Origin of the sequence: Pseudomonas sp. P5_152 (assembly GCF_033989915.1) — a bacterium.
Taxonomy (GTDB): Bacteria; Pseudomonadota; Gammaproteobacteria; order Pseudomonadales; family Pseudomonadaceae; genus Aquipseudomonas.
This window is the reverse complement of the sequence record NZ_JASFAH010000002.1, coordinates 5,126,939-5,146,239: the sequence shown is the minus strand read 5'-3', so window position 1 is coordinate 5,146,239 and position 19,301 is coordinate 5,126,939. Positions and strand designations below refer to the sequence as shown.

General features: G+C 63.3%; 21 protein-coding genes. 13 read left to right on the top strand and 8 right to left on the bottom strand.

All coding sequences use genetic code 11. The features are described 5' to 3' along the window. Positions 1 to 32: 32 nt before the first annotated feature. From QMK50_RS23465 to QMK50_RS23455, 3 genes are read left to right on the top strand one after another with little or no spacing between them, the layout of a single operon-like run. Complete coding sequence (locus QMK50_RS23465) at positions 33 to 731, top strand: CoA transferase subunit A (RefSeq protein ID WP_095169306.1); 699 nt, start codon at positions 33 to 35, stop codon at positions 729 to 731. 38 nt (positions 732 to 769) lie between these two features. Further along, positions 770 to 1,429 carry a CoA transferase subunit B gene (locus QMK50_RS23460; RefSeq protein ID WP_095169307.1) on the top strand — a complete coding sequence of 220 codons (660 nt, stop codon included), beginning with the start codon at positions 770 to 772 and terminating at the stop codon, positions 1,427 to 1,429. Positions 1,430 to 1,449: 20 nt separating this feature from the next. Beyond that, positions 1,450 to 2,631, top strand: coding sequence for an acetyl-CoA C-acetyltransferase (locus tag QMK50_RS23455; RefSeq protein WP_320334078.1), 1,182 nt, complete (start codon positions 1,450 to 1,452; stop codon positions 2,629 to 2,631). Between the two features lie 213 nt (positions 2,632 to 2,844). Here the strand turns inward: QMK50_RS23455 and QMK50_RS23450 are convergent, their stop codons facing one another. Then, positions 2,845 to 3,720, bottom strand: a complete 876-nt coding sequence (locus tag QMK50_RS23450; protein ID WP_095170981.1) for a LysR family transcriptional regulator — start codon at positions 3,718 to 3,720, stop codon at positions 2,845 to 2,847. Between the two features lie 133 nt (positions 3,721 to 3,853). On the opposite strand from QMK50_RS23450, the gene QMK50_RS23445 reads away from it, so the two are divergent. Continuing rightward, a complete protein-coding gene (locus tag QMK50_RS23445) occupies positions 3,854 to 4,747 on the top strand; it encodes a DMT family transporter (protein WP_320334077.1) in 894 nt (297 codons plus the stop codon). 28 nt (positions 4,748 to 4,775) lie between these two features. Here QMK50_RS23445 and QMK50_RS23440 read toward each other — a convergent pair whose 3' ends face one another. Next, positions 4,776 to 5,309: a DUF4174 domain-containing protein gene (locus QMK50_RS23440; RefSeq protein ID WP_095171069.1), complete on the bottom strand. Its 534-nt coding sequence runs from the start codon at positions 5,307 to 5,309 to the stop codon at positions 4,776 to 4,778. Between the two features lie 521 nt (positions 5,310 to 5,830). Between QMK50_RS23440 and QMK50_RS23435 the strand changes: the two genes are divergently transcribed. Then, a complete protein-coding gene (locus tag QMK50_RS23435) occupies positions 5,831 to 6,877 on the top strand; it encodes a class I SAM-dependent methyltransferase (RefSeq protein ID WP_095170985.1) in 1,047 nt (348 codons plus the stop codon). A 50-nt stretch (positions 6,878 to 6,927) separates the two neighbouring features. Here the strand turns inward: QMK50_RS23435 and QMK50_RS23430 are convergent, their stop codons facing one another. Both QMK50_RS23430 and QMK50_RS23425 read right to left on the bottom strand, forming a co-directional pair. Continuing rightward, positions 6,928 to 7,713: a sulfite exporter TauE/SafE family protein gene (locus tag QMK50_RS23430; protein WP_095170987.1), complete on the bottom strand. Its 786-nt coding sequence runs from the start codon at positions 7,711 to 7,713 to the stop codon at positions 6,928 to 6,930. A 361-nt stretch (positions 7,714 to 8,074) separates the two neighbouring features. Beyond that, positions 8,075 to 8,812 (bottom strand): tellurite resistance TerB family protein, encoded by a 738-nt coding sequence (locus QMK50_RS23425; RefSeq protein WP_320334076.1) that lies wholly within the window; start codon positions 8,810 to 8,812, stop codon positions 8,075 to 8,077. Positions 8,813 to 9,006: 194 nt separating this feature from the next. Here QMK50_RS23425 and QMK50_RS23420 point away from each other — a divergent pair, with 194 nt between their 5' ends. From QMK50_RS23420 to QMK50_RS23395, 6 genes are all read left to right on the top strand, one after another. Beyond that, a complete protein-coding gene (locus QMK50_RS23420; RefSeq protein WP_095170990.1) occupies positions 9,007 to 9,792 on the top strand; it encodes an ABC transporter substrate-binding protein in 786 nt (261 codons plus the stop codon). Positions 9,793 to 10,065: 273 nt separating this feature from the next. Then, positions 10,066 to 10,755 (top strand): ABC transporter permease, encoded by a 690-nt coding sequence (locus QMK50_RS23415; RefSeq protein ID WP_095170992.1) that lies wholly within the window; start codon positions 10,066 to 10,068, stop codon positions 10,753 to 10,755. Positions 10,756 to 10,771: 16 nt separating this feature from the next. After that, on the top strand, positions 10,772 to 11,467 hold the full coding sequence (locus QMK50_RS23410) for an ABC transporter permease (RefSeq protein WP_159994707.1): 696 nt from the start codon (positions 10,772 to 10,774) through the stop codon (positions 11,465 to 11,467). Between the two features lie 9 nt (positions 11,468 to 11,476). Continuing rightward, positions 11,477 to 12,589: a succinylglutamate desuccinylase/aspartoacylase family protein gene (locus tag QMK50_RS23405; RefSeq protein WP_159994705.1), complete on the top strand. Its 1,113-nt coding sequence runs from the start codon at positions 11,477 to 11,479 to the stop codon at positions 12,587 to 12,589. 17 nt (positions 12,590 to 12,606) lie between these two features. Continuing rightward, positions 12,607 to 13,371: an ABC transporter ATP-binding protein gene (locus QMK50_RS23400; protein WP_159994703.1), complete on the top strand. Its 765-nt coding sequence runs from the start codon at positions 12,607 to 12,609 to the stop codon at positions 13,369 to 13,371. 122 nt (positions 13,372 to 13,493) lie between these two features. Further along, positions 13,494 to 14,402, top strand: coding sequence for a MurR/RpiR family transcriptional regulator (locus tag QMK50_RS23395; RefSeq protein ID WP_095170999.1), 909 nt, complete (start codon positions 13,494 to 13,496; stop codon positions 14,400 to 14,402). On the opposite strand, the gene QMK50_RS23390 is transcribed toward QMK50_RS23395, so the two are convergent. From QMK50_RS23390 to QMK50_RS23380, 3 genes are all read right to left on the bottom strand, one after another. Then, positions 14,399 to 14,710 carry an AzlD domain-containing protein gene (locus QMK50_RS23390; RefSeq protein WP_320334543.1) on the bottom strand — a complete coding sequence of 104 codons (312 nt, stop codon included), beginning with the start codon at positions 14,708 to 14,710 and terminating at the stop codon, positions 14,399 to 14,401. The two genes, QMK50_RS23395 and QMK50_RS23390, sit on opposite strands and share 4 nt — an antisense overlap. Continuing rightward, positions 14,710 to 15,408: an AzlC family ABC transporter permease gene (locus QMK50_RS23385; RefSeq protein ID WP_095171001.1), complete on the bottom strand. Its 699-nt coding sequence runs from the start codon at positions 15,406 to 15,408 to the stop codon at positions 14,710 to 14,712. The genes QMK50_RS23390 and QMK50_RS23385 overlap by 1 nt, the downstream gene beginning before the upstream one ends. 403 nt (positions 15,409 to 15,811) lie before the next feature. Continuing rightward, positions 15,812 to 17,383 (bottom strand): L,D-transpeptidase family protein, encoded by a 1,572-nt coding sequence (locus QMK50_RS23380; protein ID WP_320334075.1) that lies wholly within the window; start codon positions 17,381 to 17,383, stop codon positions 15,812 to 15,814. Between the two features lie 146 nt (positions 17,384 to 17,529). Here QMK50_RS23380 and QMK50_RS23375 point away from each other — a divergent pair, with 146 nt between their 5' ends. Both QMK50_RS23375 and QMK50_RS23370 read left to right on the top strand, forming a co-directional pair. Then, the gene (locus tag QMK50_RS23375) at positions 17,530 to 18,243 is read left to right on the top strand and encodes a murein L,D-transpeptidase catalytic domain family protein (RefSeq protein ID WP_095171006.1); all 714 of its coding nucleotides are present in this window, start codon (positions 17,530 to 17,532) and stop codon (positions 18,241 to 18,243) included. Positions 18,244 to 18,296: 53 nt separating this feature from the next. Beyond that, positions 18,297 to 18,698 carry a hypothetical protein gene (locus QMK50_RS23370; RefSeq protein WP_166592355.1) on the top strand — a complete coding sequence of 134 codons (402 nt, stop codon included), beginning with the start codon at positions 18,297 to 18,299 and terminating at the stop codon, positions 18,696 to 18,698. A 68-nt stretch (positions 18,699 to 18,766) separates the two neighbouring features. Here the strand turns inward: QMK50_RS23370 and QMK50_RS23365 are convergent, their stop codons facing one another. After that, positions 18,767 to 19,216: a thioesterase family protein gene (locus QMK50_RS23365; protein ID WP_095171012.1), complete on the bottom strand. Its 450-nt coding sequence runs from the start codon at positions 19,214 to 19,216 to the stop codon at positions 18,767 to 18,769. Positions 19,217 to 19,301 lie beyond the last annotated feature (85 nt).

The following is a 19,301-nucleotide window of genomic DNA, read 5'->3' as shown; positions in this document are numbered from 1 at the left end:
CCAGCCGCCCACAAAGAATAAAAGAGGTGCATATGGCAGGTTTCGACAAGCGCGTGAGTTCCTATGAAGAGGCCCTCGCCGGCCTTGAAGACGGCATGACCGTGATCGCTGGCGGCTTCGGCTTGTGCGGCATTCCGGAAAACCTGATTGCCGAGATCAAACGCAAGGGCACGCGCGACCTGACCGTGGTTTCCAACAACTGCGGCGTCGACGGTTTTGGCCTCGGCGTGCTGCTCGAAGACCGGCAGATCAGCAAGGTGGTGGCGTCCTACGTCGGTGAAAACGCCCTGTTCGAGAAACAACTGCTGAGCGGCGAAATCGAAGTGGTGCTGACCCCACAAGGCACCCTGGCAGAAAAAATGCGCGCTGGCGGCGCGGGTATCCCTGCATTCTTCACTGCTACCGGCGTCGGCACGCCCGTGGCCGAAGGCAAGGAAGTGCGTGAGTTCCATGGCCGCCCGTACCTGATGGAAGAGTCCATCACCGGCGACTTCGCCATCGTCAAAGGCTGGAAAGCCGACCACTTCGGCAACGTGGTCTATCGCCACACCGCCCAGAACTTCAACCCGCTGGCTGCCACTGCCGGCAAGATCACCGTGGTCGAAGTCGAAGAGATCGTCGAGCCTGGCGAGCTGGACCCTGCGCACATCCATACCCCTGGCATCTACGTTGACCGGGTGATCTGCGGCACGTTCGAAAAACGCATCGAACAGCGCACCGTGCGCAAGTGATCCACGCCCCCAGCCCGACGAACAACGGAGAATAAAAAATGGCTCTTACCCGCGAACAAATGGCTCAACGCGTCGCCCGCGAAATGCAGGACGGCTACTACGTGAACCTGGGCATCGGTATTCCGACCCTGGTTGCCAACTACATTCCCGAAGGCATGGAAGTCATGCTGCAGTCGGAAAACGGCCTGCTCGGCATGGGCGCTTTCCCGACAGATGATCAGGTCGACGCCGACATGATCAACGCCGGCAAACAAACGGTGACCGCGCGTATTGGCGCATCGATTTTCTCTTCCGCCGAATCCTTCGCGATGATTCGCGGCGGCCACATCGACCTGACCGTGCTCGGCGCGTTCGAAGTCGACGTACAAGGCAACATCGCCTCCTGGATGATCCCGGGCAAACTGGTCAAGGGCATGGGCGGCGCAATGGACCTGGTAGCCGGTGCCGACAACATCATCGTCACCATGACCCACGCCTCCAAGGACGGTGAGTCCAAGCTGCTGAGCCATTGCAGCCTGCCACTGACCGGCGCCAACTGCATCAAGCGGGTCCTGACTGACCTGGCCTACCTGGAAATCGAAAACGGTGCCTTCATCCTCAAGGAACGCGCACCGGGTGTCAGCGTCGAGGAAATCGTCAGCAAGACTGCCGGTAAACTGATCGTTCCCGAACACGTTCCAGAAATGCAGTTCGCCTGAACCCTTTGAGGAGAAATACGATGCAAGAAGTCGTGATTGTCGCCGCCACCCGGACTGCCATCGGCAGCTTCCAGGGTTCGCTGGCCAGCATCCCGGCGCCGGAACTCGGTGCTGCGGTGATTCGCCAGTTGCTGGCACAGACCGGTCTGGCCGCCGACCAGGTGGATGAAGTGATCCTCGGCCAGGTCCTGACCGCAGGCTCGGGCCAGAACCCGGCGCGCCAGGCCTCGATTCTCGCCGGTCTGCCCCACGCGGTGCCGGCGCTGACCCTGAACAAAGTCTGCGGTTCGGGCCTCAAGGCCCTGCACCTGGGCGCCCAGGCGATCCGCTGCGGCGACGCCGACGTGATCATCGCCGGCGGCATGGAAAACATGAGCCTGGCGCCGTATGTGTTGCCAGCCGCCCGCACCGGCCTGCGCATGGGTCACGCGAAGATGGTCGACAGCATGATCAGCGACGGCCTGTGGGATGCGTTCAACGATTACCACATGGGTATCACCGCCGAGAACCTGGTGGACAAGTACAGCCTCAGCCGTGAGGAACAGGACGCCTTCGCCGCCGCCTCCCAGCAGAAGGCCACGGCCGCCATCGAAGCCGGGCGTTTTGCCGACGAGATCACGCCGATCCTGATTCCCCAGCGCAAAGGCGATCCGCTGACTTTCGCGGTCGATGAAAAACCGCGCGCCGAGACCACCGCCGCCTCCCTGGCCAAGCTCAAGCCGGCGTTCAAGAAAGACGGTAGCGTCACCGCCGGCAACGCCTCTTCGCTCAACGACGGCGCCGCTGCCGTGCTGTTGATGAGCGCTGAAAAAGCCAAGCAACTGGGCCTGCCAGTACTGGCGAAGATCGCCGCCTACGCCAATGCCGGTGTCGACCCGGCGATCATGGGCATCGGCCCGGTATCGGCCACCCGCCGCTGCCTGGACAAGGCTGGCTGGAACCTGGCGCAACTGGACCTGATCGAAGCCAACGAAGCATTCGCCGCGCAGTCCCTGGCGGTTGGCAAAGAGCTGCAGTGGGATGCGAGCAAGGTCAACGTCAACGGTGGCGCGATTGCCCTCGGCCACCCGATCGGCGCCTCGGGCTGCCGCGTGCTGGTGTCGTTGCTGCACGAGATGATCAAGCGCGACGCCAAGAAAGGCCTGGCTACCCTGTGCATCGGTGGCGGCCAAGGCGTGGCATTGGCCATCGAACGGGACTGATTCAACCCGCAACTGTAGGAGCGGGCCATTCAGCCTGACACACCGCTATCGCTGGCAAGCCAGCTCCCCCAGGTTGAGTGGGCGTACCCAAAATCTTCGAACACCCAGAACCACTGTGGGAGCGGGCTTGCCCGCGATGGGGCCGGCCCATTCAACATCGATGGTGCCTGACTCACCGCCATCGTCGGAACGCCGCCCGGAGCAAGCCCGCACCTACAAGCTGGCAGTCGCAAACTCTTCCTGCAGCATCGCGACGAACGCTTCCCGGGCCGGGTGATGCCGGGAGTGTTCGTGCCAATAGAACAGGTTGTCGATGGCCGTCAGCTCCGGGAATTCGTAGCTGGCCCAGCCGGCGCCCGGTCCGTACTGTTCGAAAATCCCCCTGGGCACCAGCGCCACGCCGGCCCCCGCACTGACGCAACCGACAATGCTGCCGTAACTGGCAATGCTGATGATCGGCAAGGCTTCCCCCTGCCCTAGCAGCCAGCGCTCCAGCGTGGCTCGGTACGGGCACCCCGAGGGCCACATGAAGATCGACTTGCCGCGCAGGTCGGCGGCCTCGCGCAACGGTCCCAGAGACGGCGACGCGATCAGCACCAGGTCTTCGCGGTACATGAGCTTGCGCTTGAGCAGTGGTCGCTCGACGTCGACCGCCACAATCACCCCGTCGAGCTTGTGCAGGAGCGTGTCCTCGAGCAACTGCGCCCAAGGCCCGGTGGTCAGCTCCAGGGCGACCGCCGGATAACGCCTATGGAATCGAGCCAACAACCTGGGCAGGCGGCCGCTGGCCGATGATTCGATCGCGCCGATGCGCAGCGGCCCGGACGGCGGCGCTCCGGGATCCACGGCACGCTTGGCTTCCTCGGACAGGGCCAGGATCTGCGCAGCGTAGGTCAGGAAGATTTCGCCGGCCGGGCTGATCTGCAACCCCCGCCCCGCCCGGTAAAACAATTCGACGCCCAGCTCGCTTTCCAGCGACTTGAGGCGCGCGGTGATGTTCGAGGGCACGCAATGCAGCACCTGCGCAGCACGGGCAATGCTGCCGGTCTCGAAAACCGTCTTGAACATGCGAATCTGCGCCAGCTCCATACATCACCAAAAGTGAACATTCACCTCATGTTAAGTCAGTTGTAGTGAATAGGTAAGGCTCCAATACTCAAGGGGCAGAAGCCGTCACCTCGTCGCGGTCTTCGTTGCGCACCTGACCTGGCAGGCCGACCTGATGCCCACTCGTTCAACCCTGAAGATTCTCCTGGCCGTGCTGTTTGTGATCGTCTGCTGGGGTTACTCGCCGACCGGCATCCGCATCGGCCTGAGCGCCTATGAACCCGGACACCTGGCGTTGTTGCGGTTCCTCGTGGCCTCGTTGTTGATGGCGTTGATCGCAGCCTGCAAGGGCATCGAGCTACCGCGCCTGCGCGACCTGCCACTGTTGCTCATGCTGGGATTGTTTGCCGTGAGCCTGCACCACATTGCGCTGAATTTCGGTCAACGCGGGGTCAGTGCCGGCGCCGCCAGCGTGCTGGCGCAGTCGACTCCGCTGTTCAGCGCGCTGCTGGCACATTTCATCTTCAACGACCGCGTCAGCGCCTGGCGTTGGGGATGTGTGGTGCTGGGGATGTGTGGCGCCGGCATCGTGGTCGCCGGTGATCGCGGCCTGGGCAGCATCGACCCCCACGGCCTGTTGATCCTGCTGGCCGCGCTGTCCTGGAGCCTGTACTTCGCCCTGCACAAACGCCATTGCCAGCGTTACAGCGGCCTGACCATGGTCTGCTACACGGTATGGTCCGGCACCCTGTTGTTGCTGGTGTTCCTTCCGGGCCTGGGCGCTGCGGTGGCCAGGGCACCGGCGCAGGTTCACCTGGCGGTGACGATTCTCGGGGTGTTCCCCAGTGCCCTGGCCTATCTGGCCTGGGCCTTTGTCTTGCGCCAGGTCGAGGCCAGCCGCGCCGCCATGGCGCTGTACCTGACACCGCCCACCGCCATGTTGATTGCCGCAGCCCTGCTGGGAGAACGGCCGGGATTGATGGTGATGGTGGGAGCGCTGGTGGTGTTGATCAGCGTGCTGGCGATGAACCTGGAGCAGCGGTGGGGGGTGGCCTGGTCAAACCGATGACCTATGCAGGAGCACCCCCGCTCGAGTTTCAATCATCCAGCGGCTGTGGTGGTTTCGCCGGCTTGGCAGGCTTGGCGGCCTTGGTGCCTTTGGCTGGCGTTTCGGCGACCGCAGGTGCCGGTGGTGCCGCTTCTTTCTCGGCGGCAGGCAACTGGTCGACGGTCTCGAACAGCGCCTTGGCGTCTATCGGGCCCAGGTGTTCGAGTTTCTTCTCGCCGTCCTTGCCCACCAGGATGACCTTGGTCTCACCGCTGACCCCCAGTTTCAGTTCGCGAATCAACGCCATGGTGGTTTGCGCATCCAGGTCCTTGCCATCGCGCTGGCCCATCAACTGGACCACGGTGTAGAGCACCATGCTGCGGTCCTGGAAGGCTTTTTTGGTGGCCGGGTCGTCGAGGGATTTTTTCAGGTTGACCAGCGTCGGGTCGATGCTGCTGGGGGCGATGACAATCAGCGGCCGGCTCTTGCCGCGTTCCTGGGCCAGAGGCGTGTCGTTGTCGGCAGCGAACAAGGGGCCCGCGACAGCCAGCAAAGTAGCGAGGGTCAGTGACCGAATGAGCATGCGCATCTCCTTTTGATTTTCACGCTTATGATTGCGCATCAAGGCGAAAGATCCAGTTTTGATGTGGGAAATTTCTATCGCCATGTTGCCAAGCTTAGGTCAGCAGGGTTAATCCGCCACTGCCCGCCAGCCTCAAAGGAACGGGCATAGCGTGCAAAGCGCCAGGCAAGACCAACGGCCAGGCACATCCATACAACGCGTACTACACTGTTAGTGTTCCCAATAGGGGGACGTAGCCAAATCCGCGTCCTTCAGCAGCGTGCCTGCCCATTACCACGCTCATGACGCTGGAACCAATGGCCACTTCGTAAGCGTCCTGTGGGGCCCTGCCCCACAGCGACAACTCTGCAGGACGACGACTTCGCGTCCAACACGCCCGGACATGGTCTATGCCCGGGCATTCGCGTGGCAGGCAGTTCGCCCACGGTCGTCCCGATCATCCATCCGACCATCGCCTGACAGGCTGCTGTCGCTGCATGGTGTGCCTGGTTCAGCGGTGGCCTTTTTCAGGAGGCGCGGTTATGGACGAAGGCAAACTGCAGGACTTCATGGGCAAGCTGGTGACCGACATGGGCGGTGCCGCGATGCTCGCCAATGTGATCGTCGGCGAAGAGCTGGGCCTGTATCGCGCCATGGCGGACAGCCTGCCGGTGACCCCCGAGGCACTGGCCACCAAGACCGGCTGCAATGCCCGGTTGCTGCGTGAATGGCTCAGCGCCCATGCGGCCTCAGGCTACATGGAGCACGCCGACGGGCAGTTCCGCCTGCCGGAAGAACAGGCCATGGCGCTCGCCCACGAGGACTCCCCGGTGTATGTCGCAGGTGGTGCCGGGGTAATAGCCGCCCTGTACCACGACAAGGACAAACTGCTGGCGGCCATGCGCGGCGACGGTGCATTGGCCTGGGGCGATCACCACCCCTGCATGTTCAGTGGCACCGAACGCTTCTTCCGACCCGGCTACCGCGCCCACCTGGTGGATGAATGGCTGCCCGCCCTGGAAGGCGTGGTCGACAAGCTCAAAGCCGGCGCCAAGGTGGCGGATATCGGTTGCGGCCACGGGGCTTCCACTGTGGTCATGGCCAAGGCCTTCCCGGCCTCGACCTTTGTTGGCTTCGACTATCACGCCCCCTCCATCGCCACCGCCAACCAACGCGCCGAAGAAGGCGGCGTGGCCGACCGCGCGCAGTTCATCCAGGGCACCGCCAAAAACTACCCGGGCCACGACTACGACCTGGTCTGCTATTTCGACTGCCTGCACGACATGGGCGACCCGGTGGGCGCAGCCAAGCATGCCTATCGATCGCTCAAGGCCGATGGCAGCGTGCTGTTGGTGGAGCCTTACGCCAGCGATCAACTGGACCAGAACAGCACCCCGGTAGGTCGCTTGTTCTACGCCGCCTCGACCTTCATCTGCACGCCCAACTCGCTGTCCCAGGAAGTGGGCCTGGGGCTGGGGGCGCAAGCGGGTGAGGCACGGTTGCGGGACGTGTTCAGCGAAGCCGGGTTCAAACACTTCCGCCGGGCGGCGGAAACTCCGTTCAACCTGATACTTGAGGCGCGCAAGTAACTGGAGAATGGCCAGGCACTGCGGCAACAGTGCCCGGCCAGCGCCCTGAATCAGAACGCCAGCTTGTAGCCGATGAACACCAGCATGGCCGCCAGGCACGGACGCAGCACGCCGTCGGAGACTTTGCCGGTCAGGTGACTGCCGATGTAAATCCCCGGCAGCGACCCCATCAGCAGGAACCCCAGCAGGTGCCAGTCCATGTTGCCCATGCTCGCGTGGCCAAGGCCGGCGACCAGGGTCAAGGGCACGGCGTGGGCGATTTCGGTACCCACCAAACGTTTGGTGGCCAGGAACGGGTACAGCAGGAACAGCGCCACCGTGCCCAGGGCACCGGCGCCAATGGACGTCAGCGCCACCATCACCCCGAGCAACGCCCCGGTGCCGATGGTCAGCAGATTGAGTTTGCGCTCGCTCAGGTGATAGTGATCGCCCGCGTGTTTATGGGCGAAGGCCAGCAACTGCTTCTTGAAGAAAATCGCCAGCGCGGTCAGCAACAGCACAAAACCCAGGGCCTGCTTGATGATCGCGTTGGTCGCCTGGGCGTCGTTGTTGAAGAAGGTGAGAAACAGCAGGGTCAGGGCCACGGCCGGCACACTGCCTGCGGTCAGCCAGCCGGTGATTTTCCAGTCGATGTTCTTGTTCTTCTGATGAACCAGCACCCCACCGGACTTGGTGATCGCCGCGTACAGCAGGTCGGTGCCGACGGCGGTGGCCGGATTGATACCGAACCACAGCAGAATCGGGGTCATCAACGAGCCGCCACCAATACCGGTCATACCGACAATAAATCCGACAACCAAGCCTGCAACTACAAAACCCAAATTACCGAAATCCATTGCCATACCTTACAGAACCAGCGTGACGAGCAAAAACTGGCAGGCAGCATAGCGATTTTTCTTATAACCACTTATATCAATGTGATCTGACTTTATAACCACGCGTGCAGCCCCCCTGCCTCAATCCCGCTGAGCAGCCGGGCGGCGTTCCGCTTGCTCGCGAAAACTTTGAGAGCGCCGCATTCATCCTGCATGTGCACGTCATCGTTGACGTTCTTCGCGAGCAGGCTCGCTCCTACAGGTAATGCTGTTCAGTTAAGTGAGCGCAGTACTTTGTAGGAGCGAGCCTGCTCGCGATGGACGCTAACGATGACGCGTATTACCTGAATAAACGCGTTGTTTTTGAGTTCATCGCTTGTGTTCACACGCCGGTCTGTTTCTCCAGTTGCACCTGCAATTGCGGATCGAGCTTCAACGCTGCGGCCAACTCGTCGAGGTAGGCGCGCTCGGCATCCTGCTGGTGATCGACCAGCATCACGCTGGCCAGGTACATTTCCGCGGCGATGGCCGGGTCGGTGGCCGATTGCGCGACGTCATTGGCGTCCAGCGGCTTGGCGACTTCGTCATCGAGCCACTGCTGCAGGTCGGGGTCGTCGGTGTGCCGGCCGATCTCGGTGCTGATCATCTGCTTCTCTTGGTCGTCAATACGCCCGTCAGCCTTGGCGGCGGCGATCAGTGCCCGCAACACGGCATGGCTATGGGCTTCGATTTGCGGGCCGGCAAGCAACTGGTCAACAGTCTGCGGCGCCTGTTGCGGGGCTGAAGCCTGGCTGCGTTGCCAGGCTTGATAGGCCTGGAACGCCATCATCCCCAGGGACGCCAGCGCGGCATAATTGGTGCCACTGGAGCGACCCTGAGTCGTACCGCCGCCGCTCCCCGCGCCACCCAGCAATCCTCCGAGCCCGCCCAGCAGGCCACCCAAGCCACCGAGGCCGCCGGCACCAGCAGCGGCGCCACCACCACCGGCGCCCAACAGACCACCCAGCAACCCGCCCAAGTCACCCAGGCCGCCTTGCCCACCCGCGGCACCACCGCCCTGTTGGCCCTGCGCGCCCTGGCCGGCGCGCAGTAATTGTTCAAGCAGATCGCTGGTATTCATGGCAGTGCCCTCTTCGATGGCAGGAGTTCAGTCAGGCAACTCTAGCCCCGCACAGCCATTGCGCCATGACCGTCTGGCTGACATAAAGCGCCAAACTGATATTTTTATTTTCATTGTATTGATTAATGAATTATTTCATGTCAATCATAGGCCCATAAGAAGGGCATCCGCCCCCTACTCACGGAGTCAACACGATGAACACGACCGGACTTCTGGCTGCTCTGGCCTTCTGTGCCGCCAGCACCCTCGCCCACGCCGACGACAGCACCTTGCGCATTGGCATCGAAGCCGCCTACCCGCCGTTTTCCTTCAAGACCCCGGAAGGTGAGATCAGCGGATTCGACTATGACGTCGGCAATGCGCTGTGTGATGAGATGAAGATCAAGTGCCAGTGGGTGGTCCTGGCCTTCGACGGGATGATCCCGTCGCTCAAGGTGCGCAAGGTCGATGCGATTCTGTCATCGATGTCGATCACCCCCGATCGTCTGAAGTCCGTCGACTTCACCAAGAAGTACTACCACACCCCCGGCAAGCTCGCGATGAAGGACGACGTGGTAATCAACGACCCGTTGCTGGATCTCAAGGGCAAGAAGGTCGGTGTGCAGCGCGCCTCGACCTACGACCGCTACGCCACCGAGCAACTGGCCCCGGCCGGGGTCGAGGTGGTGCGCTACTCCTCGCAAAGCGAAGCTTCGCTGGACCTGGCATCAGGTCGCCTGGACGCGACCCTGGCGGACATCGTCAACACCGACGAAGCCTTTATCAAGACCCCGGCCGGCAAGGGTTTTGCCCTGGTGGGTCCGGACATCAACGACCCCAAGTACTTCGGCCGGGGTGCCGGGATTGCCTTGCGCAAAGGTGACACGGCCAACGCCGAGCGCCTGAACGCCGCGATCGACACCCTGCGCACCAACGGCAAATACCAGCAGATCATGGGCAAGTACTTCGCCTATGACATCTACGGTTCGACTGCTGAGTAAAGGTGGGTAAAGCAACTGCAGAGTTGCTTGCATGGGCGTCATCGCGGGCAAGCCCGCTCCCACCGGGGCATGGGTGGAATACAGATGTGAGTTCGCCCCCGATCCACTGTGGGAGCGGGCTCGCCCGCGATGGCGGTGGGCCTGCCGACATCGATGTTGAAGGTGCCAGCCTCATCGCGGGCAAGCCCGCTCCCACAGGTTTCACCCCTTGTCTGATCGTCATCAACCCCTGTCGTCCCGCACGCCCAACGCGTGTCGGGTGAGGACTTCATCATGCTGCACGGCTACGGATCGAGCATTCTCGATGGCGCCTGGCTTTCGATCAACCTGGCCCTGAGTGCCATGGCGTTGGCCATTACCCTGGGCCTGCTCGGCGCGGCGTTTCGCCTGTCGCCGGTCAAGTGGCTGGCGAATCTGGGCGAGGCCTACACCACGGTGATTCGTGGCATCCCCGACCTGGTACTGATCCTGCTGATTTTCTACGGCGGCCAGGACCTGGTGAACCGTATTGCCCAAGGCGTTGGCTACGAGCAGTACATCGACATCAACCCGTTTGTCGCGGGGGTCTGCACCATGGGGTTCATCTTCGGTGCCTACCTGTCGGAAACCTTTCGCGGCGCCTTCATGGCCATTCCCGCGGGCCAGGGCGAAGCCGGCCGGGCCTATGGCCTGAGCGGCTGGCAGGTGTTCTGGCGGATCCTGGTGCCACAGATGATCCGCTTCGCCATTCCCGGTTTCACCAACAACTGGCTGGTGCTGACCAAGTCCACCGCGCTGATTTCGGTGATCGGCCTGCAGGACATGATGTTCAAGGCCAAGAACGCCGCCGATGCGACCCATGAACCCTTCACGTTTTACCTCGCGGTTGCGGCGCTGTACCTGGTGATCACCAGTGTCTCGCTGGTGCTGCTGCGCACCCTGGAAAAACGTTATTCGGTCGGCATCAAAGCCGCCGACCTGTGACCGGGAGACCCTGACCATGCTCGACTACACCTTGATCTGGGACAGCCTGCCGCTGTACTTCGGCGGCGCCCTGCTGACCCTCAAGCTGCTGCTGATTTCCCTGGCCCTGGGCCTGGTGCTGGCGGTGCCCCTGGCCCTGATGCGCGTGTCCCGGGCGCCCTGGCTCAACGCACCGGCCTGGCTCTACACCTACATCATCCGGGGCACCCCGATGCTGGTGCAGTTGTTCCTGATCTACTACGGACTGGCGCAATTCGAGGCGGTGCGTCACAGCGTGCTCTGGCCGTACCTGTCCAGCGCGACCTTCTGTGCCTGCCTGGCCTTCGCCCTCAACACCAGTGCCTACAGCGCCGAACTGCTGGCGGGCAGTCTGAGGTCGACCCCCGGCGGCGAGATCGAAGCCGCCAAGGCCATGGGCATGTCGCGCCTGACCCTGTACCGACGCATCCTGCTGCCCTCGGCGCTGCGCCGGGTACTGCCGCAGTACAGCAACGAAGTGTTGATGATGCTGCAAACCACCAGCCTGGCCTCCATCGTCACCCTGGTGGATATCACCGGCGCGGCGCGCACGGTCAGTTCGCGCTACTACATGCCGTTCGAAGCCTTCATCACCGCCGCCCTGATGTACCTGGCCCTGACGTTCATCCTCGTGCGCCTGTTCAAGCTCGCCGAGCGCCACTGGCTGGCGCACCTGGCCCCACGTAAACACTAAGGAATTGCCATGCAGCACATTCAACACGTCCTGCCCTGGAGCGCCAGCGGCACGCAACGCACCCTCTCGGTGTTCCGCTTCGGCAGCGGCCCGCGCAAGGCTTATATCCAGGCGTCCCTACACGCCGACGAACTGCCCGGCATGCGTGTGGCGGTCGAACTCAAGCGCCGGCTGCGCGAACTCGAAGCACAAGGCCGCCTGAATGGGGTCATCGAACTGGTGCCGATGGCCAATCCGATTGGCATCGGACAGATGTTCCAGGCCACCCACCAGGGGCGCTTCGAATTCAACAGCGGCAAGAATTTCAACCGCGACTTCCCGGCACTCGCCGATGCGGTGGCCGAACGGGTCGCCGGCCAACTGGGCAGCGATGCCGAGAGCAACGTGGGATTGATTCGCGAGGCCATGGTCCAAGCACTCAATCAACAGCCGGGCGCCGCGTCGGAACTCGACGGCCTGCGCGTGCTGCTGATGCAACACGCCTGCACCGCCGACGTGGTGCTGGACCTGCACTGCGACTTCGAGTCGATCATGCTGCTCTACGCCCTGCCCCAGAACTGGCCACGAGTACGCTCGCTGGCCGCGCGCCTGGCGGCCGGCGCGGTGCTGCTGGCCGAGGACGCTGGCGGCAATGCCTTCGATGAAGCCTGCGCGGTGCCATGGCTGCACCTGGCCGAACGTTTCCCGCAGGCCAACATTCCCCTGGCCTGTGTGGCAACCACTGTGGAACTGCGAGGCATGCTCGACACCGAGGGCGATACCTGCGCGCTGGATGCCGAACAGATCCTCGGCTATCTGGCCGAAGTCGGCCTGATCAGCGGTGACTGGCCAGCCGCGCCGGCCGAATGCTGTGAAGCGACGCCCTTTGCCGGAGCCCAATACGCCTATGCCCCGCACCCGGGCGTGGTGAGTTTCCTGCAACCGGTGGGCGCCCGCGTCAAGGTCGGCGACCCGTTGTTCGAAGTGCTCGACCCCCTGACCGACCGCCACAGCGTGGTCACCGCCAGCACCGATGGCATCCTCTACGCCCGCGAACGCCTGCGTTTTGCCCAGCCCGGGTTGTGGCTGGCCAAGGTCGCAGGCAGCACTCCCATTCGCCAGGGTCGCTTGCTCAGCGACTGACTCCCGAGACCAAGACCATGAACACACTGGAAATTCGCGACCTGCACAAATCCTATGGCAGCGTCGAAGTACTCAAGGGCGTTTCACTCCAGGCCCGGGCCGGCGATGTGATCAGCATCATCGGCTCCAGCGGCTCGGGCAAAAGCACCTTCCTGCGTTGCATCAACCTGCTGGAGCAACCCAACGCCGGCGAGATCGTGCTCAACGGCGAACCGCTCAAGCTGCTGGCCAACAAGACCGGCGGGCTCAAGGCTGCCGACCCCAGGCAGTTGCAGCGCATGCGCTCGCGCCTGGCCATGGTGTTCCAGCACTTCAACCTGTGGTCGCACATGAGCGCCCTGGAAAACGTCATGGAGGCCCCGGTGCATGTGCTGGGGATGGACAAGAAGGCGACGCGGGAAAAGGCCGAGCACTACCTGGATAAAGTCGGCGTCTCCCATCGCAGGGGCGCCTACCCGGCCCATATGTCCGGGGGCGAGCAGCAGCGTGTGGCGATCGCCCGGGCGCTGGCCATGGAGCCTGAGGTGATGCTGTTCGATGAGCCGACTTCGGCCCTCGACCCGGAACTGGTGGGCGAAGTGCTCAAGGTCATGCAGGACCTGGCCCTGGAGGGCCGGACCATGGTGGTGGTGACCCACGAAATGGGCTTTGCCCGGGAAGTGTCGAACCAGTTGGTGTTCCTGCACAAAGGCGTGGTCGAGGAACGGGGCGTGCCTCGTGACGTGCTCGCCAACCCCCAGTCCGAACGCCTGCAACAGTTCCTGGCCGGCAGTTTGAAGTAATGCGCTGATCGGCGCCGGCCATCGCGAACGCAGTGCCGATGCGCTTCGGCTACACTGGCGCCCACTTATGTCGAGGGGGCGCTGTCGACCCCTTGAACCCTCTGGTAGATGGCGAGCCGGTTATGTCTGATTCCCCGAAAAACACCACGGTCTATGCCTCCCCGGTGATGCGCAAGCTGGCGCAGATCCTCGCGGACCTGCCGCCTTCACTGCGCAAGGTCGCCGACTTCATCCTGCGCCACCCGCTCAAGGCCGCGACCCTGACCATCGAGGAAATGGCTGCCGAGACCGCCACCTCCCCCGCGGCGGTCAATCGCCTGGCCAAGGCCCTGGACGTCGGTGGCTACAGCGGCATGAAGGCCGAGCTGGTGACCACCTTGCAGCAGATGGTCTCGCCCGTGGACAAGCTGCGCAACGAACTGGCGCAACGTCCCGGTGGCGCGTTCGGCCTGCACGAGCAGATCCAGAGCGCCACCAGCAACCTCGATACCGCCGGCAGCAACAATCACCCCGACACTTTCGAGGCAGTGGTCACGTGCCTGATCCAGGCACGCAAGATCTACATCCTCGGTTTTGGCAACAGCGTCTACCTGGCTGGCCTGGCCGCCTCGACACTGATGCCGTTCTGCGCCGACGCCACGGCCATCAGCATGGAAGGCGGCAACGAAAACGCCGCCTACCGCCTGGCCGCCATCACCCGGGACGACGTGCTGCTGGCGATCTCCCTGCCCCGCTACTCCCTGGACACCCTGCAACTGTCGCGCTTTGCCCACGAACGAGGCGCTACGGTGCTGGCGATCACCGACTCCCCGGCCTCACCCCTGACCCACGTCGCCCGGCATGTGCTGTTCGCCCCGGCCGATCATCCGGTGTTGACCAGCTCCTACATCGCCGTGCTGGCGCTGATCGAAGGGCTGGTCGCCGGGGTCATGGCGCGCAACAAGGAAGCGGTGAAATTGGCCACTGAACTCACCGAAAGCGTGATGAGCTACCTGCACATCCCCGGCAGCAGCAAACCTGGCAAACCCTAGAGCCACCAACGCAGCAGGAAAAAGAACGCCATGCTCAACAGCATGCTGACCAGGGTGCTGCGGGTGTAGAGCACCAGGCCGATGGCGACCAGCGAGCTGAGCAGGTAGGGGTTGTCCCACTGCAGGTTCAGTTGCTGCTCGGGCATGAACACGATCGGCCCGCAGATCGCGGTCAGCATGCCGGGCACGGCAAAGCCGAGGAACTGGCGCGCGTTGCTGCTCAGGCGCACCGGCAGACGGGGTTCGAGGAACAGGTAGCGGTTGAGAAACACCAGCAGGCCCATGCCGAATATGACTGCCCAGACCATCATGTGCGTGCTCCCTGGAATTTGTTGCAGATAAAACCGGCGGTCATCCCCAGCAACCCGGCCAGCACCAGCGCCGAGCCCACTTGCCAGTAGGCGAACAGCACCGAGCAGAACAGCGAGACCGCCACGCAGACCACGGTGGGAATATTGCGCACCACCGGGGTGATCAAGGCGATGAAGGTGGCGGCGATGGAGAAGTCCAGCCCCAGGTGTTCAAGCCCCGGGATGCTGCTGCCCAGCACGATGCCGGCCAGGGTGAACAGGTTCCAGGCGATATAAAACGTCAGCCCCACCCCCAGCGCGTACCAGCGATTGAACTGCTGGCGGTCGAACTGACTGGTGAGGGCGAACAACTCATCGGTCAGCAGAAAACCCAGGCCAACCCGCCAGCGCGCCGGTAAAGGTGACACCACCGGGCGCAGGCTCATGCCGTACAGCAGGTGTTGCGAGGTCAGCAGCAAGGTGGTCAGCAGAATCGAGAAAATCCCCGCACCGCCCTTGAGCATGCCGATCGCCACCAGTTGCGCGGCGCCGGCAAAGACAATGCTCGACAGGCCCTGGCCCTGCAGGGGCGTGAGGTTGGCCTCGATGGCCATGGAGCCGGCCAGCAGCCCCCACGGCGCCGTCGCCAGGGACAACGGCATCACGGCCGCGGCACCGCGCAGGAAGGCACTGCGCGGCAGGAGAGTGTCAGACATAGTGCTCTACAACAAAAAGAGGGGATCTGAATGTGCCAGCCAAACGCCGGGCTGTCTTGAACAATCTTGCGCAATTCGCGGCAAGCCCCGCTGACGCCATCGCGGGCAAGCCTTGCTCCTACGGTCCTCGGGGCGCTGCATGCCATATGGACACAAAGGACTCTGTGGGAGCGAGCTTGCTCGCGATGGACGTCAACGATTACGCGAAAATCCAGGACGAGCGCGGTGTGCTCGAGACCATCGCGGGCAAGCCCGCTCCCACAAGCATCCGGGATAAACGCGGCACTCGGCAGGAACAAATACGGACGCCGCAGAAGCTCGGCACGCCTTGCTCCTACGGTCCTCGGGGCGCTGCAACCATGGGGACAGCCAGGATTTTGTGGGGTTAATGTCCCTGGGTTGTCTACAGGGTCACGCCCAGCGCGTTCAACAGCACCGGGTCGCGGCTGTAGATGTCCGGGGCGTACAACAGACGGCCGTGGCTGTCGGCCTGTACTGTCCAGTACGTCAGCAGGATCGGCACCGGTGTCGTCAGCCTGAACTCATGCGTCAGCCCGGTGGCCAGCAATTCGTTGGTGCGCAAGCGCTCCGCCGGGCTGAGCAGCATGTCGCGTAACTGCAAGGCATGCTCGACTCGCACGCAACCTGAACTGAACGCCCGCGGGCCCTTCTCGAACAAGGCCTGGCTTGGGGTGTCGTGCAGGTACACCGAGAACGGATTGGGGAAGCGCACCGCCATCTGCCCCAGGGGGTTTCGCGGGCCGGCGCTCTGGCGCAGGAGGATATTGCCCGGGTTGTCCCAGTCGATCTCGTCCACCGCCAGGGGATTGCCGTTGCGGTCCAGCACCTGCAGGTTCTGACGGCTGAGGAACGACTGGTCGCGGCGGATCTGCGGCAACTTGTCCTCGCGCATGATGGTCGGCGGTACGGTCCAGGTCGGGTTCAGGGTCAGCCGCGTGACCCGGGATTTCAACAACGGGGTTTGCCGTTCGGCGCGGCCGACCTGGGTGCGTGTCTGCCACACCGGCACCCCACCCTGGAACAGGGTCAACTGGGCCGCGGCAATGTTCACCAGCAGACTGTCGGGTTCCATGTCCTGCGCCAGCCAGCGAAAACGTTCAAGGTTGATCCGCAGTTGCTCACGGCGCAGTGCCGGGCTGATGTTGAGCTCCGACAGGGTGCCGGCGCCGATGACCCCATCGGCTTGCAGCGAGTGGTCGAGCTGGAAGTTTTTCACCGCGCTGGCCAACTGCGCGCTGTAGTCGCTGCCGACATGGGCCGGCACGCTGGGCAGGTAGCCCTCGCTGACCAGGCGCTGGGCCAACCCGGGGACTCTGGGGTCCTGCATGCCCGGGCGCAACAAGGCGCCCGCGGGCAATTGCGGCCAGTGCGGTAACGGCTGTTGACGCTGCGCCGCGTACACCTGGCGCAAGCTGCGGTACTGCTCAAGTGACGGGCGGGCAGCCTCGAAGGCGGCACCCAGGTCATGCACGCCGGGGCCGGCAATCGCCAGCAACTGGGCCGTGCGATCATCCGCGGGCGGCTGCGCATGCCACAGTGGCTCGAAGCGGCTTTGCTGCAGGCGCCCGTAATGCAACTCACGCAGGGCCTGCAGGTAACGCAGGCTGATGCCGATGTCGGTGCACAACAGGCCACCGACCGCGTCCGCCGGCGGCAGGCTGTAGCGATTGGGGTCCAGGCCATCATCGACCAGCAACTGGAACTGCGCCAGCAAGGCCGCGACCCGGGCCTCGTCGGTCCACACCGGCAGATAGTCGTGCTGCTGGTAGAAGGCCTGCAGCAATGCCTGCGCCGAGGCGTCCGGGCGCAGCTTCAGGCCCGGGCAATCCACCGGCACCTGGGTCACGGCCAATTGCATCGGCCCGGGGTGGTCTGCCAACTCGTTCTGGGCAGTCGCGACCAATGGCACAGCGAGCAGGCAAAGGCTCAAGTAAGATGCGTGCTTTTTGAACAACTGCTTTACTCCAATCCATGGCCGTCACGATTTGACGGTCGACCTCTGCAGCAGGTGCGGCAAGCAATCAGGCGAGCCCAACATGGGCCTGCCAGGGGCACGACAGGAAGTCGGGAGCCAACAATAGCATTGAGGACTCTCTTCGCATGTTTACCCTTTTGCGCCGGCTTGGCCTGGCACTGATCACCCTGGGCGCCATCTGTACTCCGGCGTTCGCCGCCAATACCTCACAACAGGCGTTATACAACAGCCTCGCCCACGCCGCCCCGGAACTCAATCCCCAAGCACTAAAAAGCGCCCTGAGCGCCATGCAATGTGCGGTCAGCAGCGGTGCCCAGCGCGCCGAGCACCTGGCAGTGATCGACTACTCCCAGCCTTCGACCGCGCGCCGCCTGTGGATATTCGACCTGCGCAAAAAATCCCTGGTACTGCGCGACCTGGTGGCCCATGGGCAAATGTCCGGGGAAAACTTCGCCACCCAATTCTCCAATCGCATGGGCAGCTACCAGTCGAGCCTGGGCCTGTTCCGCACCCAGGAAAGCTATCAGGGCGCCCATGGTTATTCGTTGCGCATGGACGGCCTGGAGCCGGGTTTCAACGACCTGGCGCGCGATCGCGCGATTGTGATCCATGCCGCCGATTACGTGAACCCATTGTGGAGTGAGCGTCAGGGCCGGATCGGCCGCAGCCAGGGTTGCCCGGCGGTACGCCCGCAGGTGGCGCGCCAGGTGATCGATAAACTCAAGGATGGCCAGTTCATGTTTTCCTGGTACCCGGACCAGCGCTGGCTGAAGTCCTCGCCCTACCTCAACTGCCAGCCGCGCCAGGTGGCCAGTATCCTGAGTGCCAACAAGGGGTAACGGGTCACCGCCAGGACAAGCAAAAGCACGCGCATCTGGCTATGCTGCAAGCCATGACAGCCTCATTGCCGATTCGCCAACCCTGCCCACCCGGCGCCTGCGATTGCGGGCGTGAGGCCTTGCTCGACCTGCCCGGCGCCGACCCGCGCATCCTCTACCTGACCCGCCAGGAAGAAAAGCGCTTGCTCGAGCGCCTGGAGAACCTCAAGAGCCTTGCCGACCTGGAGCATCTGCAGCAACGGATGTTCGAGCAGTTGGGCATCGGCGTGGAAATCAGCCCCAGCTTCCACGAGGTGCGCAGCATGCGCGGCATCGGCATTCGCCTGCGCGACCAACCGGGGCTGTGCCGCAAGACCCGACAAGCGATCCCGGCGGCGATTCGCCGGGGCCTGGAAAACCATCCGCAAATCGCCTACGAACTGCTCAACGCCAACGACCTGCTGCGTGATGCCTGAGGCTCAACTGCCCGTCTTGACCTTGCTCCAGACCCGGGTATGCACCCGTTCCATCTTCAGCGGCGGTTTCAGTGCGGCGCAGGCATGGCGGCAAACAGCACGTTGACCTCGGGAAACCGCGAGATGAAGTCCGCCGGCATCGGTGCCACCTTGCCGGCGCCGTAGTCGAAGAACACAAACCCCGACTTGGCCAGCGCCACCAGCGTGCCATCGACCGGCCGGGTGATGCGAAAGATGATGTCGCCCCCGTACTTGTTGAGGTCCATCAACCCCACTTCGAACAGCAGGCGATCACGGGCGTGGGCCTCGGCGCGATAGACCGTCGCCAGGTCCGTGACAATGATGCCCTCCTCACTCACGCCATACTCGAACAACATCCGCGCCCGGGCTTCGGAGATCATCGAGATCATCGAGTCGTTGGCCAGGTGGTTGGCGGCGTTGACGTCGGTCACCCGCACGGTCAGGGCGGTGGCGTAGAAAAACGGATTGTGGGGAAACTCCAGGTGCAGGCGGGCCATGGCGGGTCTCGTGGCAGGAAAAGAGGCAGCCACTGTTAGCCAGGCGCAGGAAATTTGGGACAGCGCTATCAGACAAATTGCGATC

Excerpts from the sequence above, each read along its gene's own strand:
- QMK50_RS23465 (WP_095169306.1), top strand. The coding sequence starts at position 33 with ATGGCAGGTTTCGACAAGCGCGTGAGTTCCTATGAAGAGGCCCTCGCC.
- QMK50_RS23460 (WP_095169307.1), top strand. The coding sequence starts at position 770 with ATGGCTCTTACCCGCGAACAAATGGCTCAACGCGTCGCCCGCGAAATG.
- QMK50_RS23455 (WP_320334078.1), top strand. The coding sequence starts at position 1,450 with ATGCAAGAAGTCGTGATTGTCGCCGCCACCCGGACTGCCATCGGCAGC.
- QMK50_RS23450 (WP_095170981.1), bottom strand. The coding sequence starts at position 3,720 with ATGGAGCTGGCGCAGATTCGCATGTTCAAGACGGTTTTCGAGACCGGC.
- QMK50_RS23445 (WP_320334077.1), top strand. The coding sequence starts at position 3,854 with ATGCCCACTCGTTCAACCCTGAAGATTCTCCTGGCCGTGCTGTTTGTG.
- QMK50_RS23440 (WP_095171069.1), bottom strand. The coding sequence starts at position 5,309 with ATGCTCATTCGGTCACTGACCCTCGCTACTTTGCTGGCTGTCGCGGGC.
- QMK50_RS23435 (WP_095170985.1), top strand. The coding sequence starts at position 5,831 with ATGGACGAAGGCAAACTGCAGGACTTCATGGGCAAGCTGGTGACCGAC.
- QMK50_RS23430 (WP_095170987.1), bottom strand. The coding sequence starts at position 7,713 with ATGGATTTCGGTAATTTGGGTTTTGTAGTTGCAGGCTTGGTTGTCGGA.
- QMK50_RS23425 (WP_320334076.1), bottom strand. The coding sequence starts at position 8,812 with ATGAATACCAGCGATCTGCTTGAACAATTACTGCGCGCCGGCCAGGGC.
- QMK50_RS23420 (WP_095170990.1), top strand. The coding sequence starts at position 9,007 with ATGAACACGACCGGACTTCTGGCTGCTCTGGCCTTCTGTGCCGCCAGC.
- QMK50_RS23415 (WP_095170992.1), top strand. The coding sequence starts at position 10,066 with ATGCTGCACGGCTACGGATCGAGCATTCTCGATGGCGCCTGGCTTTCG.
- QMK50_RS23410 (WP_159994707.1), top strand. The coding sequence starts at position 10,772 with ATGCTCGACTACACCTTGATCTGGGACAGCCTGCCGCTGTACTTCGGC.
- QMK50_RS23405 (WP_159994705.1), top strand. The coding sequence starts at position 11,477 with ATGCAGCACATTCAACACGTCCTGCCCTGGAGCGCCAGCGGCACGCAA.
- QMK50_RS23400 (WP_159994703.1), top strand. The coding sequence starts at position 12,607 with ATGAACACACTGGAAATTCGCGACCTGCACAAATCCTATGGCAGCGTC.
- QMK50_RS23395 (WP_095170999.1), top strand. The coding sequence starts at position 13,494 with ATGTCTGATTCCCCGAAAAACACCACGGTCTATGCCTCCCCGGTGATG.
- QMK50_RS23390 (WP_320334543.1), bottom strand. The coding sequence starts at position 14,710 with ATGGTCTGGGCAGTCATATTCGGCATGGGCCTGCTGGTGTTTCTCAAC.
- QMK50_RS23385 (WP_095171001.1), bottom strand. The coding sequence starts at position 15,408 with ATGTCTGACACTCTCCTGCCGCGCAGTGCCTTCCTGCGCGGTGCCGCG.
- QMK50_RS23375 (WP_095171006.1), top strand. The coding sequence starts at position 17,530 with ATGTTTACCCTTTTGCGCCGGCTTGGCCTGGCACTGATCACCCTGGGC.
- QMK50_RS23370 (WP_166592355.1), top strand. The coding sequence starts at position 18,297 with ATGACAGCCTCATTGCCGATTCGCCAACCCTGCCCACCCGGCGCCTGC.
- QMK50_RS23365 (WP_095171012.1), bottom strand. The coding sequence starts at position 19,216 with ATGGCCCGCCTGCACCTGGAGTTTCCCCACAATCCGTTTTTCTACGCC.